General features: G+C 64.0%; 1 protein-coding gene. It reads right to left on the bottom strand.

Annotated elements, in window-relative coordinates; genetic code table 11:
* Positions 1-556: hypothetical protein (locus tag L0F51_RS19855; protein WP_234630886.1), on the bottom strand; the 556-nt coding region annotated here is incomplete at both ends.

A 556-nucleotide genomic window follows, 5' to 3' on the forward strand; every position in this document is an offset into this window, starting at 1 on the left:
GGTCGTGTCCGTCAGCTCTGAGATGGTCTCACCCGTGGTCTCCAGCACCTCTCCAGTACCATCGGTCGTTCCGGTGAGGTCAAGGTCAGCGACGACATCGACGTCGATGTCGCCGACGAGTTCTTCGACGGGATCGAGCGTGACATCGAGATCGGCCGTCGTCTCGTCCACCAGCGGCAGCCCGAGATCGGCGTCGAGGGTGAGATCGGTGTCGCCACTCGTGTCAGGCGCTGGCTCTTCCGTCTCATTGCCGCCGAGAAGACCTCCAGTGAGGCCGCCGAGAAGACCGTCGACGGCATCCGTTCCACTCTCCAGAGTGGCGTCGACCGTCTCGACGACATCTTCGGTGGTGTCGACAGCACCATCAACGAGCCCGCCGGTCGTGTCGGTCAGCTCTGTGGTGGTCTCTCCGACCGCCTCGACGGTGCCGTCGGTCGTTCCGGTGAGGTCCGCGTCAGCGACCAGATCGACGTCGATGTCGCCGACGAGTTCTTCGACAGGATCGAGAGTAACGTCGAGATCGGCCGTCGTTTCGTCCACCAGCGGCAGGCCGAGG

It is taken from the genome of Afifella sp. H1R (assembly GCF_021462425.1).
GTDB classification, from domain to species: domain Bacteria; phylum Pseudomonadota; class Alphaproteobacteria; order Rhizobiales; family Afifellaceae; genus Afifella; species Afifella aestuarii.